Here is a 17,813-nt window from a genome sequence, read left to right as displayed (position 1 = left end):
GAGCCCTGAATGAGCCAGTTGAAAGTTTTACGCGCAACAGATTACCCGCGCATGCCGTGGAAAAACGGCGGTGGCAGCACCGAAGAAATCACCCGTGATGGAGGGGCTGGCCTTGAGGGTTTCGGTTGGCGGCTGTCGATTGCCGACATCGGTGAGTCGGGCGGGTTTTCCACCTTTGCCGGCTATGAGCGGGTGATCACCGTGCTGCAAGGCGAGGGCATGAGCTTGCGCGTCGACGGCCAGGACACGCGGCCGTTGTTACCGCTGGACCCGTTTGCTTTCAGTGGCGAGAGTCATGTGTCCTGCACATTGCTCGGCGGGCCGATTCGCGACTTCAACCTGATTTATGCGCCGGACCGTTACAGTGCGCGGTTGCAGTGGCTGGAGGGCGGGCAGCGGTTTTTCAGCTCGGCCGGCACCGTGTTGGTGTTCAGCGTGGCAGAACAGCTTGAAGTGACGGTGGGTAACAACGCCTCTCAGCTAGGGCGCCATGATTGTCTGCAACTGGACGGTAACGTTGGCCTGCTGGATATCTCTCTCAAGGGGCAGTGCTGTGTGATCGAGCTGATCGCGCGCTGATCCAGCACCGAGTCGCCTCTATCGCGGGCAAGCCCGCTCCCACAGGGACATCATCGTACTTGTGGGAGCGGGCTTGCCCGCGATGCTTTTCTGGGCTCAAAACCCGTTTCCCATTGCGCACCACTTTGTTACCGAACGCCCCAGCGTGGCGCAAAACCACGTTCAAGTAACAACCATCATCCGCGCACAAAATCCCCCCGAAAAATTTCATCTCCGTTAAAGCCCTTGATCTACAGGCTTTCCAGCCCTTTCAAAACTTTTCTTGAGCACTCATCCAGCAAGTTGGCCGCTTGATTGCATATGCTTGTATGTACAAGTAAAGACGTATGCGTATGAGTCGATTCGAGACTCCTCGCAGCGTCCACTGATTCGCTTGTGGCGCTTTGACGCGCACAGGCTGGCTTGCCCATTGCCAGGGCTGGTTTGAATTGATCGCTGAGGAGTCTTTTTCGTGACTGACAATACCCAGAAACCTACTAAATACCGCAATGTCGAAATCCGCGCTGCCCGCGGTAACAAGCTGACCGCCAAGAGCTGGCTGACCGAAGCGCCGCTGCGCATGCTGATGAACAACCTCGACCCGGAAGTCGCCGAGAACCCTAAAGAACTGGTGGTTTACGGCGGTATCGGTCGTGCGGCACGTAACTGGGAATGCTACGACAAGATCGTCGAAAGCCTGACCAGCCTGAACGACGACGAGACCCTGCTGGTGCAATCCGGCAAGCCGGTCGGCGTGTTCAAGACCCACAGCAACGCCCCGCGTGTGCTGATCGCCAACTCCAACCTGGTGCCGCACTGGGCGAGCTGGGAACACTTCAACGAACTGGACGCCAAAGGCCTGGCCATGTACGGCCAGATGACCGCCGGCAGCTGGATCTACATCGGTAGCCAGGGCATCGTCCAGGGCACCTACGAAACCTTCGTCGAAGCCGGTCGCCAACACTATAACGATGACCTGAAAGGTCGTTGGGTCCTGACCGCAGGCCTCGGCGGCATGGGCGGCGCTCAGCCTTTGGCCGCGACCCTGGCCGGCGCTTGCTCGCTGAACATCGAATGCCAGCAGGTCAGCATCGATTTCCGCCTGAACAGCCGCTATGTCGATGAGCAAGCCACCGACCTCGACGACGCTCTGGCCCGCATCGCCAAATACACCAAGGAAGGCAAAGCGATTTCCATCGCCCTGCTCGGCAACGCCGCTGAAATCCTTCCAGAACTGGTCAAACGCGGCGTGCGCCCAGACATGGTCACCGACCAGACCAGCGCCCACGACCCGCTCAACGGTTACCTGCCGGCCGGCTGGACCTGGGAAGAGTACCGCGCTCGCGCCAAGACCGAGCCTGCTGCCGTGGTCAAAGCCGCCAAGCAATCGATGGCCGTGCACGTTAAAGCGATGCTCGAATTCCAGAAGATGGGTATTCCGACCTTCGACTACGGCAACAACATCCGTCAGATGGCGCAAGAAGAAGGCGTGGAAAACGCGTTCGACTTCCCAGGCTTCGTACCGGCTTACATCCGTCCGCTGTTCTGCCGTGGCATCGGCCCGTTCCGTTGGGCCGCGCTGTCGGGTAACGCTGAAGACATCTACAAAACCGACGCCAAAGTAAAAGAACTGATCCCGGACGACGCCCACCTGCACAACTGGCTGGACATGGCCCGCGAGCGCATCAGCTTCCAGGGTCTGCCGGCCCGTATCTGCTGGGTTGGCCTGGGCCTGCGCGCCAAGCTCGGTCTGGCGTTCAACGAAATGGTCCGTAGCGGTGAATTGTCCGCGCCAATCGTGATCGGTCGCGACCACCTGGATTCCGGCTCTGTTGCCAGCCCTAACCGCGAAACCGAATCGATGCAGGACGGTTCCGACGCCGTGTCCGACTGGCCACTGCTCAACGCTCTGCTCAACACCGCGAGCGGCGCGACCTGGGTTTCCCTGCACCACGGCGGCGGCGTCGGCATGGGCTTCTCCCAGCACTCGGGCATGGTGATTGTCTGCGACGGTACTGACGAAGCGGCCGAGCGTATCGCTCGCGTGCTGCACAACGACCCGGCTACCGGTGTCATGCGTCACGCCGATGCGGGTTACCAGATCGCAATCGATTGCGCCAAGGAGCAGGGCCTGAACCTGCCGATGATTACCGGCAAGTAACGCCGATTGCTTAACAAAAAAGCAGTTCCACAATGGCTTCCCATAACAATCCACAGAGGTTGAACAATGGCTGTTAATGACGATCGTGCAGGCAACAAACCGTTGATCGAGAAACGTTCGATCGACTACATCCCGGAAGCGGAGAGACACGGTCGTCTGTTGAGCCAGTTCACCCTGTGGATGGGTGCCAACCTGCAAATCACCGCGATTGTCACCGGGGCCCTGGCCGTGGTGCTGGGCGGTGATGTGTTTTGGTCGTTGATTGGGCTGTTGATCGGTCAACTGCTCGGCGGTGGCGTAATGGCGCTGCATGCGGCGCAAGGGCCCAAGCTTGGCCTGCCGCAGATGATCTCCAGCCGGGTACAGTTCGGTGTGTATGGCGCCGCCATCCCGATCGTGCTGGTGTGCCTGATGTACCTGGGTTTCACCGCAACGGGCACCGTGCTTTCCGGCCAGGCGCTGGGCCAGCTGTTTGGCGTCAGCGACAGCGTCGGTATCCTCATCTTCGCCAGTGTCATCGTGCTGGTCACGGTGCTCGGTTATCGGGTGATCCATTTCATCGGCCGTGTCGCCAGCGTCATTGGCGTGATTGCCTTCGTTTACCTGTTCAGTCGCCTGATGAGCCAGACTGACGTTGGCGCACTCCTGCAAATACGCCACTTCAGCTGGAGCAGCTTCCTGCTCGCGGTATCGCTCGCGGCGTCCTGGCAGATCGCCTTCGGCCCCTACGTGGCTGACTATTCACGTTACCTGCCGAGCAAGACTTCCTCGGTGAAAACCTTCTTCGCCGCCGGCGCCGGTTCGGTTATCGGTGCACAGGTGGCGATGATCCTCGGCGTGTTTGCCGCCGCCATGGCCAACGGGCAATTCGCCGGTCATGAAGTGGCGTACATCGTTGGTTTGAGCGGCAGCGGTGCCACCGCTGCGCTGCTGTACTTCAGCATCGCGTTCGGCAAGGTCACCATCTCCACGCTGAACTCCTACGGCAGTTTCATGTGCATTGCGACCGTCATCAGCGGTTTCCGTGGTGACCTGCGGGTAACGCGCTTGCAGCGTCTGGTCTTCGTGTTGGTCATCGTTGGCACTGCGACCCTGATCGCATTGCTCGGTCAGCACTCGTTCCTCGGTGCGTTCAAGTCCTTCATTCTGTTTTTGCTGGCTTTCTTCACGCCATGGAGCGCGATCAACCTGGTGGACTACTACTGCATCACTCGCGAGCGCTATGACGTGCCGGCGCTGGCCGATCCGAACGGTCGCTACGGCCGTTGGAACCCTCTCGGTATCAGCGTCTATGTCTTCGGTGTGCTGGTGCAACTGCCGTTCATCTCTACCAAGTTCTACACCGGTCCGCTGGTGGACGCTCTGGGTGGTGTGGATATTTCCTGGATCATCGGTCTGGTGCTTCCTGCAGGCCTGTATTACGTGTGCGCGAAAAAATGGCACAGCGCAGTACCCGATCACCTGATCCTGCCGGTCGAGCAGGACAACGATGCAGCACCTATAACAAGCGGGGCCGGTCGCGCTGCGGCGCAGGCCTGATTGGATGTGGACAGGGCTGGATGCCTCTTGACTGCCGTAAGCCAACTCATGATTAGGAGCGTCAAACAATGAAATCGAACAAGACCCTGCTGACCACATTGCTTTCCATGGGCCTGCTGGCCAGCGCCGGCGCCACTCAGGCGGCTGGCTGGTGCGAATCAGGCAAACCGGTGAAGTTCGCCGGCCTGAACTGGGAAAGCGCCATGCTGCTGACCGACGTGCTGCAAGTCGTGTTGGAGAAAGGCTACGACTGCAAGACCGACAGCCTGCCGGGCAACTCCATCACCATGGAAAACGCCCTGAGCAGCAACGATATTCAAATCTTCGCCGAAGAGTGGGTTGGTCGTAGCGAAGTCTGGAACAAGGCCGAGAAGGCCGGCAAAGTTGTCGGTGTCGGCGCGCCTGTCGTGGGTGCTGTCGAAGGTTGGTACGTACCGCGTTACGTGATAGAAGGCGACGCCAAGCGTAAGCTGGAGCCTAAAGCCCCGGACCTGAAGGCAATCGCCGATCTGGGTAAATACGCTGCCGTGTTCAAGGATCAGGAAGAGCCATCCAAGGGGCGTTTCTATAACTGCCCGGCCGGCTGGACCTGTGAGCTGGACAACAGCGAAATGCTCAAAAGCTATGGTCTGGAAAGCACCTACACCAACTTCCGCCCAGGCACCGGCCCGGCACTGGATGCCGCGGTGCTGTCGAGCTACAAACGTGGCGAGCCGATCCTGTTCTACTACTGGTCGCCAACCCCGCTGATGGGCCAGGTCGACCTGGTCAAACTCGAAGAGAAACCAGGCGTGAACAAGGAAGTGACCATCAAGGTCGGCCTGTCCAAGACTTTCCACGAGCAAGCCCCGGAACTGGTGGCCGTGCTGGAAAAGGTCAACCTGCCGATCGACCTGCTGAATCAGAACCTGGGGCGTATGGCCAAAGAGCGGATCGAATCGCCAAAACTGGCCAAGATCTTCTTGAAGGAACATCCTGAAGTCTGGCACGCGTGGGTGAGCGAAGACGCAGCCAAAAAGATCGACGCGGCCTTGTAGGTCGAGTGTCTCCGGCTGTCGGCAACGGCAGTCGGATGCTTGATCGCAACCCCTTGATTGAGAGTCTCTTATGTTTCCCGAAAGCTTTACCTTTTCCATCGCCGACTGGGTCAACAGTTGGGTCGATTCGCTGGTCACCAACTACGGCGATGTGTTCCGCAGCATCTCCGACACCCTGCTGTGGGCCATCGTCAATCTCGAAGGGCTGCTGCGTGCGGCGCCCTGGTGGTTGATGCTGGCAATCGTGGCAGGCGTGGCCTGGCACGCGACCCGTAAAGTCGTGACCACGTCGGTCATCGTCGGTTTGCTGTTCCTGGTGGGTGCGGTCGGCCTCTGGGACAAGCTGATGCAGACCCTGGCGCTGATGATGGTAGCGACGGTCATCTCGGTGTTGATCGGCATTCCGCTGGGCATCCTCTCGGCGCGCAGCAATCGCCTGCGTTCGGTACTGATGCCGCTGCTGGACATCATGCAGACCATGCCAAGTTTCGTGTACCTGATCCCGGTGCTGATGCTGTTCGGCCTGGGCAAGGTCCCGGCGATTTTCGCTACCGTTATTTACGCTGCGCCGCCGCTGATCCGCCTGACCGATCTGGGCATTCGCCAGGTCGACGGTGAAGTGATGGAAGCCATCAACGCCTTTGGTGCCAACCGCTGGCAGCAACTGTTCGGCGTGCAACTGCCGCTGGCCCTGCCGAGCATCATGGCCGGGATCAACCAGACCACCATGATGGCCCTGTCGATGGTGGTGATCGCCTCGATGATCGGTGCCCGTGGCTTGGGTGAAGATGTGTTGGTGGGGATTCAGACCCTCAACGTCGGACGTGGTCTTGAGGCCGGTCTGGCGATCGTGATTCTGGCAGTGGTCATCGACCGCATTACTCAGGCGTATGGTCGGCCACGGCATGAGGTGAGCAAATGAGCAACGAAGCCATCAGCAAGATCGAAGTCAAAAACGTCTTCAAGATTTTCGGCAACCGTTCCAAGGATGCGCTGGCCATGATTGGCCAGGGCAAGACCAAAGACCAGGTGCTGGCCGAAACCGGTTGCGTGGTCGGCGTGAATGACCTGTCGCTGAGCATCGGCACCGGCGAGATCTTCGTGATCATGGGCCTGTCGGGTTCCGGAAAATCGACCCTGGTGCGCCACTTCAATCGCCTGATCGACCCCACCAGCGGCGCGATCCTGGTGGACGGCGTGGACATCCTGCAATACGACATGGAAGCCCTGCGCGAATTTCGCCGGCACAAGATCAGCATGGTGTTCCAGAGCTTCGGCCTGCTGCCGCACAAGACCGTGCTGGATAACGTCGCCTACGGCCTGAAAGTGCGTGGCGAGAGCAAGCAGATGTGCGCCGAACGCGCGCTGCACTGGATCAACACCGTGGGCCTGAAGGGCTACGAAAACAAATACCCGCATCAGCTTTCCGGCGGCATGCGTCAGCGTGTGGGCCTGGCTCGCGCCTTGGCGGCGGACACCGACATCATCCTGATGGACGAAGCTTTCAGCGCCCTCGACCCGCTGATCCGCGCCGAAATGCAGGACCAGTTGCTGGAACTGCAAAAGACCCTGCACAAGACCATCGTCTTCATCACCCACGACCTCGACGAGGCCGTGCGCATCGGCAACCGCATCGCGATCCTCAAGGATGGCCGACTGATTCAGGTCGGCACGCCACGGGAGATCCTGCATTCGCCGGCGGATGAGTATGTGGATCGGTTCGTACAGCGGCGGGCTGCGGTGGTTTGAGAGATTTGCGGCGTCTGTGCCGGCGCCATCGCGGGCAAGCCCGCTCCCACAGGGATTGGTTGTGTTGCACAAATTTTGTTTTCACAACAGAACACTGTGGGAGCGGGCTTGCCCGCGATGAGGCCAGGTAAAGCTGCATCAATATTCAGGTTGTCCGCATGAGGTTAATGATGTCCCAGGCTGAAAAAATCGTTATCGCCGACGCCCCGTTGCGTTGGCAGGATGTGGTGGCCGTAGCCCGCCATGGCGCGCAGCTTGAGCTGTCGGCCCAGGCCTGGGCGCGGATCGAGAATGCCCAGGCGATCGTCCAGCGCATCGTCGCCAGCGGCGAGCGTGCCTATGGCGTCAACACCGGCCTGGGCGCGTTGTGCAACGTCTCGCTCAAGGACGAACAACTCAGCCAACTGTCGCGCAACACCTTGCTCAGTCACGCCTGTGGCGTTGGCGCTCCGCTGAGCGATGAGCAGACCCGCGCGATCATGTGTGCAGCGATCCGCAATTACAGCCACGGCAAATCCGGCATTCACCGCCAGGTGGTCGAGGCGCTGCTGGCGTTGCTCAACCGTGGCATCACTCCGCAAGTGCCATCCCAGGGTTCGGTGGGTTACCTGACCCACATGGCCCACATCAGCATCGCGCTGCTGGGTGTCGGCAATGTCAGCTATCGCGGGCAGATTGTCTCGGCGCAGCAAGCCTTGGCCGAAGAAGGTCTGCAACCGGTTCAACTCGGCGCCAAAGATGGTTTGTGCCTGGTCAATGGTACGCCGTGCATGACCGGTCTCAGCTGCCTGGCAATTGCCGATGCGACGCGTCTGGTTCAGTGGGCCGATGTGATCGGTGCCATGAGCTTCGAAGCCCAGCGTGGCCAGATTGCGGCGTTCGATGCCGAGATCATCGCGCTCAAGCCTCATCCGGGCATGCAGCAAGTCGGCATCAACCTGCGGGCGCTGCTCGATGGCAGTGAAGTGATTGCCAGCAGCAAAGGCATTCGCACTCAAGATGCGTTGAGCATCCGCTCGATTCCGCAAGTACACGGCGCTGCTCGCGATCAACTTGAGCACGCCAAAAAGCAGATCGAAACCGAACTCAATTCAGTCACCGACAACCCAATGTTGCTGGGCACGCCGGACAACTTCCGGGTGGTGTCTCAGGCCAACCCGCACGGTCAGTCAGTGGCATTGGCGGCGGATTTGCTGGCGATCGCCATGGCCGAAATCGGCTCCATCGCCGAGCGTCGGCTGGACCGTTTGGTCAACCCGCACGTCAGCGGTTTGCCGGCCTTTCTGGTGGCCAATCCGGGCGTGAACTCCGGGATGATGATCGTGCAATACGTTGCCGCTTCGCTGTGTGCGGAAAACCGCCAGTTGGCGCAACCGGCGGTGCTCGATAACTACGTCACTTCGGGCTTGCAGGAAGACCACCTGAGCATGGGCACCAACGCCGCGCTGAAGCTGCATCGTGCGTTGGAAAACTGCACGCAGATCCTCGCCATCGAATACCTGCTGGCGGCCCAGGCTTTCGAATTTTTAAAAGAACAACGCTTTGGCGCCGGCACCGACGCCGCATGGCGCCTGCTGCGCGAGCGGGTTCCGGCCTATGACCAGGATCGCTGGCTGGCGCCGGACATCGCCAGCGCCACCGCTGTTTTGAAAGACCCGATTTTGCTGCACAAGGCTTTACCGAACCTGAACTGAAATCCACAACACCAGCGTGCCAAGGCGCGGCTCCCCAAAAGTGAGACGCGACGGACAACGGACATCTCCGGAGCGTCTGGTGAGTTAATAAGAAACTCTCAAAAGGAGAATGAATGTGACTGCGCTTAACTTGATTCCCGGCCAACTGAGCCTTGCCCAACTGCGTGATGTTTACCAGCAACCGGTCAAAATCACCCTCGACGAAAGCGCTTCGGCGCAAATCGAAGCCAGCGTTGCCTGCGTGGAACAGATCCTCGCCGAGAATCGCACCGCGTATGGCATCAACACCGGTTTCGGCCTGCTGGCCTCGACCCGAATCGCCAGCGAAGACCTGGAAAACCTGCAGCGCTCGCTCGTTCTGTCCCACGCCGCCGGTGTCGGCGAGCCGATCAGCGACGCGCTGGTGCGGTTGGTCATGGTGCTCAAGGTCAACAGCCTGAGCCGTGGTTTCTCCGGTATTCGTCGTCAGGTGATCGATGCGTTGATCGCGCTGATCAACGCTGAGGTTTACCCGCACATTCCGTTGAAAGGTTCGGTCGGCGCCTCCGGCGATTTGGCACCGTTGGCGCACATGTCGCTGGTGCTGCTGGGTGAAGGCAAGGCGCGTTACAAAGGTGAATGGCTGCCCGCCACCGAAGCGCTGAAAGTCGCCGGTCTGACACCGCTCACCCTGGCGGCGAAAGAAGGCCTGGCGCTGCTCAACGGCACCCAGGTTTCCACCGCCTACGCCCTGCGTGGCTTGTTCGAAGGTGAAGACCTGTTCGCCGGCGCCCTGGCCCTTGGCGGTCTGACGGTCGAAGCGGTACTGGGCTCGCGCTCGCCATTCGACGCGCGGATCCACGCCGCGCGTGGCCAGAAAGGCCAGATCGACGCCGCTGCTGCTTACCGCGATCTGCTGGGCGAGCGCAGTGAAGTATCCGACTCGCACCAGAACTGCGAAAAGGTCCAGGATCCGTACTCCCTGCGCTGCCAGCCGCAAGTCATGGGCGCCTGCCTGACCCAGTTCCGTCAGGCCGCCGAGGTGCTTGCCGTCGAAGCCAACGCCGTATCGGACAACCCGTTGGTGTTCGCCGCTGAAGGCGACGTGATCTCTGGCGGTAACTTCCACGCCGAACCGGTGGCCATGGCCGCCGACAACATGGCCTTGGCCATCGCCGAAATCGGCTCCCTGAGTGAACGCCGCATCTCGCTGATGATGGACAAGCACATGTCGCAACTGCCGCCGTTCCTGGTGGCCAATGGCGGCGTGAACTCCGGTTTCATGATCGCTCAAGTAACCGCTGCGGCTCTGGCCAGTGAAAACAAGGCCTTGTCCCATCCGCACTCGGTGGACAGCCTGCCGACATCGGCTAACCAGGAAGACCATGTGTCCATGGCCCCGGCGGCGGGCAAGCGTCTGTGGGAAATGGCCGAGAATACTCGCGGGATTCTCGCGGTGGAATGGTTGGCTGCAGCCCAGGGGCTGGATTTGCGCGACGGTCTGAAAACCTCGCCAAAACTGGAAAAGGCCCGCGCCATCCTGCGCGCTGAAGTGCCGTTCTATGAGAAGGATCGCTTCTTTGCGCCGGACATCAATGCGGCCAGTGAGTTGTTGGCTACGCGTTGCCTGAATGACCTGGTGACGGCGAAGTTGCTGCCTAGCCTGTAATAGCTCTCTGATGATCGTTCCCATGCTCTGCGTGGGAATGCAGCTCCGTGACGCTCCGCGTCACTGGACGCGGAGCGTCCCCAGAGGCATTCCCACGCGGAGCGTGGGAACGATCATTTAGCGTCGAATAAGAATAATTAAGGACGAGAAATGCAACAGCCAGCAAAAGGGTTGAAACGCGGGCTCTCTGCCCGACATATTCGCTTCATGGCACTGGGGTCGGCGATCGGCACCGGGCTGTTTTACGGTTCTGCCTCGGCCATTCAAATGGCCGGCCCCGCAGTCCTGCTCGCTTACCTGATTGGTGGCGCTGCAGTGTTCATGGTCATGCGCGCCCTCGGCGAGATGGCGGTGCACAACCCGGTGGCCGGCTCATTCGGCCAATACGCCAGCACCTATCTGGGGCCGATGGCGGGTTTCATCCTCGGTTGGACCTACGCATTTGAAATGGTCATCGTCGGCATGGCTGACGTGACCGCATTCGGTATTTATATGGGGTTCTGGTTTCCGGAAGTCTCCCGCTGGATCTGGGTGCTGGGCATCGTTTCGGTGGTCGGTGGCTTGAACCTGTGTAACGTCAAAGTCTTCGGTGAAATGGAGTTCTGGTTGTCGCTGCTCAAGGTCGCGGCCATTGTCGCGATGATCCTGGGCGGTTTCGGCATCATGTTGTTTGGTATCAGCAGTGCGCCCGGTGCCCAGGCGACCGATATCAGTAATCTCTGGAGCCATGGCGGCTTCATGCCCAACGGCGTGGGTGGCCTGATCGCTTCGTTTGCGGTGGTGATGTTTGCCTTTGGTGGCATTGAAATCATCGGCGTTACCGCCGGTGAAGCCAAAGACCCGCAGCGCGTGCTACCCCGGGCGATCAATGCCGTACCGCTGCGTATTTTGCTGTTCTACGTGCTGACGATGCTGGTGCTGATGTCGATCTTTCCGTGGCAGCAGATCGGCAGCCAAGGCAGCCCGTTCGTGCAGATTTTCGACAACCTGGGGATCAGCTCGGCGGCGACCATCCTCAATATTGTGGTGATCTCGGCGGCGGTGTCGGCCATCAACAGTGACATCTTCGGCGCGGGTCGCATGATGTATGGCCTGGCTCAGCAAGGGCACGCACCCAAAGGCTTCGCCCGCTTGTCGCGCAATGGCGTGCCGTGGTTGACGGTGGTGGTGATGAGCTGTGCGCTGCTGCTGGGCGTGTTGTTGAACTACCTGATCCCGGAAAACGTCTTCCTGCTGATCGCCTCCGTCGCAACCTTTGCCACGGTGTGGGTCTGGCTGATGATTCTGTTCACCCAAGTGGCCATGCGTCGTTCCATGAGTGCCGAGCAGGTCGCGCAATTGAAATTCCCGGTGCCGTTCTGGCCCTATGCGCCGATGGCGGCGATTGCCTTCATGCTGTTCATCTTCGGCGTGCTGGGCTATTTCCCGGATACCCAGGCGGCGTTGATCGTCGGCGTGGTCTGGATTGTGTTGCTGGTGCTGGCCTACCTGACGTGGGTCAAACCGGCGGCAGGCAAGGCGGTGCCGGTGGAACAGGAACCTACTTTTTCTCATCGATAACCTAACGGAGGCCAAGGATGAAAACGCTCTGGCAACACTGCCACGTCGCAACCATGGCGCAAGGCGTCTACTCGATCATCGAGGATGCGGCCATCGTGACGTCCGGTGCGCACATTGAGTGGATCGGCCCAAGCGCCGAACTGCCGGCCGGCGAATACCCGGCCGTCAATGACTTGAGCGGGGCCTGGGTCACCCCGGGCCTGATCGACTGCCACACCCACACGGTGTTCGGCGGCAACCGCAGCGGCGAATTCGAGCAGCGCCTGCAAGGCGTCAGTTACGCGGAAATTGCCGCTGCCGGCGGCGGCATTGCCAGCACCGTGCGCGCCACCCGCGCTGCCAGCGAAGACGAGCTGTTCGCCAGCGCCGCCAAGCGTCTGAAAAGCCTGATGCGCGATGGCGTGACCACGGTCGAGATGAAGTCCGGCTACGGCCTGGACTTGGCCAGCGAACGAAAAATCCTGCGGGTGATCCGCCGTCTCGGCACCGAGCTACCGGTCAGCGTGCGCAGCACTTGCCTGGCCGCCCACGCTCTGCCGCCGGAATACGCGGACCGCGCCGACGCTTACATCGATCACATCTGCAGTGAAATGCTCCCGGCCCTGGCGGCCGAAGGGCTGGTGGATGCGGTGGACGCGTTCTGCGAGTACCTGGCGTTTTCGCCAGAGCAGGTCGAGCGGGTGTTCGTTGCCGCGCAGAACCTCGGCTTGCCGGTGAAGTTACACGCCGAGCAATTGTCGTCGCTGCACGGTTCGAGCCTGGCGGCGCGCTACCACGCACTGTCCGCCGATCATCTGGAATTCATGACCGAAGACGACGCCATCGCCATGGCCAAGTCCGGCACCGTCGCGGTATTGCTGCCCGGCGCGTTTTACTTCCTGCGGGAAACCCAATTGCCGCCGATGGAAGCCCTGCGCAAACACGGGGTAAAAATCGCCATCGCCAGCGACCTCAATCCGGGTACGTCGCCAGCCTTATCGCTGCGCTTGATGTTGAACATGGCCTGCACCTGTTTCCGCATGACCCCGGAAGAAGCCCTGGCTGGCGCGACTATTCATGCCGCCACCGCATTGGGCATGGGCCAGACTCACGGTTCGCTGGAAGCCGGCAAGGTCGCAGACTTCGTCGCTTGGCAAATCGATCGACCGGCCGACCTGTCTTACTGGCTGGGCGGCGATCTGGAAAAACGCGTCGTGCGTCACGGCGTCGAAACGAGCGTTTAGGAGAGCAGTTGTGGATAAGGTTCTGAACTTCAAACAAGGCCGCGTGCCGCTGCTGATCAGCATGCCCCACGCCGGTCTGCGCCTGACCCCAGCGGTCGAAGCCGGGTTGATTCCCGACGCGAAAAGCCTGCCGGACACCGACTGGCACATCCCCAGGCTTTACGAATTCGCCGCCGAGCTGGGTGCCAGCACCCTGGCCGCCGAGTACTCGCGATTTGTCATCGACCTGAACCGGCCGTCGGACGACAAGCCTTTATATATCGGCGCCACCACTGGCCTGTACCCGGCGACGTTGTTCGACGGTATTCCGTTGTTTCGCGAAGGGCTGGAGCCATCGGCCGCAGAGCGGGCAACTTATCTGGAGCACATCTGGACGCCATACCACCGCACCTTGCAGGAGGAATTGGCGCGACTGAAAGCAGAGTTTGGCTACGCGCTGCTGTTCGATGCGCACTCGATCCGCTCGATCATCCCGCACCTGTTTGACGGCAAGCTGCCGGACTTCAACCTCGGCACCTTCAACGGCGCCAGTTGCGATCCACAATTGGCCAGCCAACTGGAAGCCATCTGCGCGAAGCACGCCGATTACAGCCATGTGTTGAACGGGCGTTTCAAGGGCGGGCACATCACCCGGCATTACGGCAACCCGGCCGAGAACATCCATGCCGTGCAGCTGGAGTTGGGTCAGTGCACGTACATGGAAGAGTTTGAGCCATTCCGCTATCGCCCGGACCTGGCGGCGCCGACGCAAGTGGTGCTCAGGGAATTGCTGCAAGGGCTGCTGGCGTGGGGCGAAAAGCACTACGGCTGACTGATCGTTCCCACGCTCCGCGTGGGAATGCCTCTAGGGACGCTCCGCGTCCAGTGACGCGGAGCGTCACGGGCTGCATTCCCACGCAGAGCATGGGAACGATCGGTTGAGACAGTCGCCACCGTGCAAAACACGGTCGCCACAGGTCACTTTCGCCGTCTCGGCGCTGCGTAACGTTGTGGGCACGGTGCGCAAAGACACCGGGCCCACAATAATCTGCTGCCGAGCGAGCCTTCCGATGAAACGACTGTTCAACCGCTGTCTGTTAATCCTCACCGGCACTGCTCTTCTGAGCACCAGCGTTTTCGCCAACGACCCCGCTTCCTGCAAGACCGTACGCATGGGCGTGGTCAACTGGACCGACGTCATCGCCACCAGCGGCATGGCTGACGTGTTGCTCAACGGCCTCGGCTACGAAAGCAAACAAACCAGCGCCGTGCAGCAAATCATCTTCGCCGGCATCCGCGACAAGCGTCTGGATATCTTCCTCGGTTACTGGAAACCGGCGATGGACAAGAATATCGCCCCGTTCGTGGCCGCCAATCAGGTGAAAGTCATGGACAAGCCGAGCCTGGCCGACGCCCAGGCGACGCTCGCCGTACCTGATTACGTGGCTGCCGCCGGCCTGAAAACCTTCGCTGACATCGCCAGGTTCAAGGATCAGTTGGGCGGCAAAATCTACGGCATCGAGCCAGGCAGCGGTGCCAACACCACCATCAAAACCATGATCGAGACCAACCGCTTCGGTTTGAAGGACTTCAAGCTGATCGAGTCCGGTGAGGCCGGGATGCTCGCCGCCGTGCAACGGGCGGTCAATCGCAAAGAGTTCGTGGTGTTCGTCGGCTGGACCCCGCATCCGATGAACATCAACATGAACATCGCCTACCTGAGCGGCAGCGAAGACGTCTACGGCCCGAACGAAGGCGCGGCGACCGTTTCCATCGTGACCGCGCCGGACTATGCCGAGCGTTGCCCGAACGTGAACCGCCTGCTGGAAAACCTGACCTTTACCGCGGCTCAGGAAAGCCAGTTGATGGTGCCGATCATGGAGCGCAAGACGCCGCAGGAGGTCGCCAGGCAATGGCTGCGTGATCATCCCGAAGACCTTCAGCGTTGGCTGGCGGGTGTCAGCAGTTTCGATGGCAAGGAAGGCGTGGCAACTGTTCAGGCCAGTTTGAAAAACTGACTGGTCGAGCGGGATCCCTGAGGGAAGCGCATAACCTGTGGGAGCGTGGCTTGCCCGCGATGAACGATGACGCGTGATACCTGAAAAACCGCGGTGCATTCATCGCGGGCAAGCCACGCTCCCACAGGATTTGCGTTGTTCAAATCTTTTGACCCCCTCTATTTTGCTGGCTGCAAGCTCATGGCTCTTTATCCACTCTCTGAACAGATGACGGCTTTCGTCGAGAAAACCCTCAGCTTTAACAGCACCGACAGCAGCCTCACCGGTTTGCGTCAGGCCTACAGCGAGATGTGCCGAGCATTCACCCCGCCGCGTCCTGTGGGGCTTGAGGTGGTCGACTTCCAATTGGCAGGCGTGGCCGTGCGTTTCTGGCAACCGCCGGTCATGCCGCCGACCAACGGTTGGCCGTGCATCGTGTACCTGCACGGCGGCGGCTGGGTGGTGGGGGATCTGGATTCCCACGCCTTCATCTGCGCCGAACTGGCGTCGGTGCTCGGGGTGCTGGTGATCGCCGTCGATTATCGATTGGCGCCGGAGCATCCGTTTTCGGCGGCGTTCGATGACTGCCTGAGTGTCTGGCGCGCGTTGCGCACAGGACCGTTTCAGCTCGACCCTGCGCGGACCCTGGTGGCAGGCGACAGTGCTGGCGGCAATCTCGCCGCTGCGTTGTGCCTCGCTTTGCGCGATGCCGGCGAGCCAATGCCGTGCGCGCAAGTTCTAGTCTATCCGGGACTGGGCGGCGATCACCGATTGCCGTCGCGCAGCGAATGCGCCGACGCGCCATTGCTCAGCAGTAGTGATCTGGATTGTTATCACGCGTTGTATTTAGGCGGAACCCGACAACCGGGTGCCTATGCGATGCCCTTGCTCGCCGACGATTTCAGCGGTCTGCCGCCGGCGTTGATCGCCGTGGCGCAGTTCGACCCGCTGCGCGATGACGGTGTGCGTTACGCCGAGCGACTCAACGCCGCGGGCGTGAGCGCAACGCTATATTACGGGGAGGGGCTGGTTCACGGCTGTTTGCGGGCGCGGGGGCAGGTCGCCGAGGTCGACCGACTCTATGAAACCCTGCTCGGCTATCTGGCTGATACGACGGGCTGACAAACGCCGACGCTCCAAGGGGCATGCTCATTGAAGTAATTCGGGTTTATGATGCCGGACGGCAGAATAATAGAAGTCCCCTCAGGGATGACCTCGACCCCTTACGGAGCGCGCAATGCAGACTTTGTACCCGCAGATCAAACCCCACGCCCGGCACGATCTGGCCGTCGATAAAACCCACACGCTGTATGTCGACGAAAGCGGTTCGCCGGAAGGTTTGCCGGTGGTGTTCATTCACGGCGGCCCCGGTGCCGGGTGTGATGCGCAGAGCCGCCGGTATTTCGATCCGAACCTGTATCGCATTGTCACCTTCGACCAGCGCGGTTGCGGTCGCTCCACACCCCACGCCAGCCTTGAGAACAACACCACCTGGGATCTGGTCGCCGACCTCGAGCGGATTCGCAAGCACCTGGGCATCGACAAATGGGTGCTGTTCGGCGGCTCCTGGGGTTCGACCCTGGCCCTGGCCTACGCGCAAACCCATCCGGAACGCGTGCACGGTTTGATTCTGCGCGGGATTTTTCTTTGCCGTCCCCAGGAAATCGAGTGGTTCTACCAGTGTGGCGCCAGTCGCCTGTTTCCCGATTACTGGCAGGACTACATCGCCCCGATCCCGCAGGACGAACGCCACGACTTGCTCTCGGCGTTCCACAAGCGCCTGGTCGGCAACGATCAGATCGCCCAGATGCACGCGGCCAAAGCCTGGTCCATGTGGGAAGGCCGCACCGCCACCCTGCGGCCGAATCCGCTGGTGGTCGACCGCTTCTCCGAGCCTCAGCGTGCGTTGTCCATCGCCCGTATCGAGTGTCACTACTTCACCAACAATGCTTTCCTCGAGCCGAACCAGCTGATTCGTGACATGGCCAAGATCGCCCACCTGCCTGGCGTTATCGTTCATGGTCGTTACGATGTGATTTGTCCGTTGGACAACGCCTGGGAATTGCATCAGGCCTGGCCGAACAGCGAATTGCAGGTGATTCGCGACGCCGGCCATGCGGCGTCCGAATCGGGTATCACCGATGCCTTGGTACGCGCCGCTGATCTGATGGCCCGCCGTATGCTCAACCTGTCGCCTGACGAAGCATGAAGGGCCTGCTGCAACGCGTGCGTGGCGCGCGAGTCGAGGTTGCGGGGGAGGTGGTTGGGTCGATAGATCAGGGGTTGCTGGTGCTGGTGGCGGTTGAGCCCGACGATACTCGGGCCAGCGCCGACAAACTTCTGCATAAACTGCTTAACTATCGAGTATTCAGCGACGCCGAGGGCAAGATGAATCTGTCCTTGGCGGACGTAGGCGGCGGGTTGTTGCTGGTCTCGCAGTTCACCCTGGCCGCCGACACCAAAAACGGGTTGCGCCCAAGTTTTTCGACTGCGGCTCCTCCGGCTTTGGGCGAGGCGCTGTTCGACTATCTATTGGGCAAAGCGAAACAGGTGCATGGCACTGTGGCATCAGGTAGATTCGGCGCGGATATGCAGGTGCACCTGGTCAATGATGGCCCGGTCACCTTCCTGTTACAGACGTGAAAGCGCTTGAAACATCTTTTTAAGT

Annotated in this window: 15 protein-coding genes; all 15 read left to right on the top strand. The window is 60.5% G+C overall.

What is annotated here, in order from left to right:
• The first annotated feature begins 9 nt into the window (after positions 1–9).
• The 15 genes from PSH88_RS28550 to dtd all read left to right on the top strand — a co-directional run bounded on the left by PSH88_RS28550 (position 10) and on the right by dtd (position 17,788).
• Positions 10–579 (top strand): HutD/Ves family protein, encoded by a 570-nt coding sequence (locus tag PSH88_RS28550; protein WP_305424098.1) that lies wholly within the window; start codon positions 10–12, stop codon positions 577–579.
• A 451-nt stretch (positions 580–1,030) separates the two neighbouring features.
• Entirely contained in the window at positions 1,031–2,719 is a 1,689-nt protein-coding gene (hutU, locus tag PSH88_RS28545) for a urocanate hydratase (RefSeq protein ID WP_305424097.1), read from the top strand.
• Positions 2,720–2,785: 66 nt separating this feature from the next.
• Positions 2,786–4,258, top strand: coding sequence for a purine-cytosine permease family protein (locus PSH88_RS28540; protein WP_305424096.1), 1,473 nt, complete (start codon positions 2,786–2,788; stop codon positions 4,256–4,258).
• Positions 4,259–4,326: 68 nt separating this feature from the next.
• Positions 4,327–5,295, top strand: a complete 969-nt coding sequence (locus tag PSH88_RS28535) for an ABC transporter substrate-binding protein (RefSeq protein WP_123361141.1) — start codon at positions 4,327–4,329, stop codon at positions 5,293–5,295.
• 70 nt (positions 5,296–5,365) lie between these two features.
• Positions 5,366–6,217 carry an ABC transporter permease gene (locus PSH88_RS28530; RefSeq protein ID WP_030129253.1) on the top strand — a complete coding sequence of 284 codons (852 nt, stop codon included), beginning with the start codon at positions 5,366–5,368 and terminating at the stop codon, positions 6,215–6,217.
• The gene (locus PSH88_RS28525; protein ID WP_305424094.1) at positions 6,214–7,044 is read left to right on the top strand and encodes a quaternary amine ABC transporter ATP-binding protein; all 831 of its coding nucleotides are present in this window, start codon (positions 6,214–6,216) and stop codon (positions 7,042–7,044) included. The genes PSH88_RS28530 and PSH88_RS28525 overlap by 4 nt, the downstream gene beginning before the upstream one ends.
• Before the next feature lie 170 nt (positions 7,045–7,214).
• Entirely contained in the window at positions 7,215–8,738 is a 1,524-nt protein-coding gene (gene hutH / locus PSH88_RS28520) for a histidine ammonia-lyase (protein WP_305483577.1), read from the top strand.
• A 109-nt stretch (positions 8,739–8,847) separates the two neighbouring features.
• Complete coding sequence (gene hutH, locus PSH88_RS28515; protein ID WP_305424092.1) at positions 8,848–10,386, top strand: histidine ammonia-lyase; 1,539 nt, start codon at positions 8,848–8,850, stop codon at positions 10,384–10,386.
• A gap of 150 nt (positions 10,387–10,536) precedes the next feature.
• Positions 10,537–11,946 carry an amino acid permease gene (locus PSH88_RS28510; protein ID WP_305424091.1) on the top strand — a complete coding sequence of 470 codons (1,410 nt, stop codon included), beginning with the start codon at positions 10,537–10,539 and terminating at the stop codon, positions 11,944–11,946.
• Positions 11,947–11,963: 17 nt separating this feature from the next.
• Entirely contained in the window at positions 11,964–13,169 is a 1,206-nt protein-coding gene (gene hutI / locus PSH88_RS28505; RefSeq protein ID WP_305424089.1) for an imidazolonepropionase, read from the top strand.
• Positions 13,170–13,179: 10 nt separating this feature from the next.
• A complete protein-coding gene (gene hutG, locus PSH88_RS28500; RefSeq protein ID WP_305424087.1) occupies positions 13,180–13,980 on the top strand; it encodes an N-formylglutamate deformylase in 801 nt (266 codons plus the stop codon).
• 238 nt (positions 13,981–14,218) lie between these two features.
• Entirely contained in the window at positions 14,219–15,166 is a 948-nt protein-coding gene (locus tag PSH88_RS28495) for a choline ABC transporter substrate-binding protein (RefSeq protein WP_305424086.1), read from the top strand.
• A gap of 180 nt (positions 15,167–15,346) precedes the next feature.
• Positions 15,347–16,267, top strand: coding sequence for an alpha/beta hydrolase (locus PSH88_RS28490; protein WP_305424085.1), 921 nt, complete (start codon positions 15,347–15,349; stop codon positions 16,265–16,267).
• Between the two features lie 115 nt (positions 16,268–16,382).
• A complete protein-coding gene (gene pip, locus PSH88_RS28485) occupies positions 16,383–17,354 on the top strand; it encodes a prolyl aminopeptidase (RefSeq protein WP_048396065.1) in 972 nt (323 codons plus the stop codon).
• A complete protein-coding gene (gene dtd / locus PSH88_RS28480) occupies positions 17,351–17,788 on the top strand; it encodes a D-aminoacyl-tRNA deacylase (protein ID WP_305424083.1) in 438 nt (145 codons plus the stop codon). The genes pip and dtd overlap by 4 nt, the downstream gene beginning before the upstream one ends.
• Positions 17,789–17,813 lie beyond the last annotated feature (25 nt).

The organism is Pseudomonas wuhanensis (assembly GCF_030687395.1).
In the GTDB taxonomy this organism is placed as follows: domain Bacteria; phylum Pseudomonadota; class Gammaproteobacteria; order Pseudomonadales; family Pseudomonadaceae; genus Aquipseudomonas; species Aquipseudomonas wuhanensis.
This window is presented reverse-complemented; position numbering and strand designations above follow the sequence as displayed.